1 protein-coding gene and 1 pseudogene are annotated in these 575 nt (G+C 75.7%); both read left to right on the top strand.

The annotated features are described in order from the left end of the window. The coding region (locus RF638_RS16125; RefSeq protein ID WP_368842473.1) for a PLP-dependent transferase at positions 1-354 on the top strand (354 nt) is incomplete at its 5' end. A 38-nt stretch (positions 355-392) separates the two neighbouring features. Continuing rightward, a pseudogene (locus RF638_RS16120) lies at positions 393-575 on the top strand (sulfurtransferase); the annotation flags it as partial.

Below are 575 nucleotides of genomic sequence, written 5' to 3'. Positions count from 1 at the left end.
TGGCTCCTCGAGCGCCCGGAGGTCTCACGGGTGCTCTACCCGGGGCTGCCCGAGCACCCCGGCCACGCGCTCGCCGCCGCGCAGATGCGCGGATTCGGCGGCATGGTCTCCTTCCGGCTCGCCGGCGGGGAGGCCGCGGCCCGCGCGGTGGCGGAGGGCACCCGGCTGTACTCGCTGTCGGTGAGCCTGGGCGGGGTGGAGTCCCTGATCTGCTACCCCTCGGAGATGACGCACGCCTCCGTGAAGGGCACCGCGCTGGCCGTTCCCGTGGACCTGGTGCGGCTCTCGGTGGGCATCGAGGACGTCGAGGACCAGCTGGAGGACCTCGAGCGCGCGCTCGCCGGCGTCGCCTGACCCGGCGGCCCGCCGCGGACGGCACTACCCTGGGGCGCATGAGCACCGGCACCCCGCAGGACGGCACCCCGCTCGAGCTCCCCGGGCCCGTGGTGGGCACGCACTGGCTGGCCGAGCACCTCCACGACCCCCGGCTCGTGCTCGTGGACGCGAGCTCCACGCTGAACCGGGCCGAGGAGGCCCTTCCCGGGGCCGTGCTCCTGGACCTGGACGGGGCCTTC

Origin of the sequence: Kocuria sp. CPCC 205235 (assembly GCF_040980905.1) — a bacterium.
GTDB classification, from domain to species: domain Bacteria; phylum Actinomycetota; class Actinomycetes; order Actinomycetales; family Micrococcaceae; genus Kocuria; species Kocuria carniphila.
Note: the sequence above shows the minus strand (reverse complement) of the source record. Positions and strands in the feature narration are given on the sequence as shown.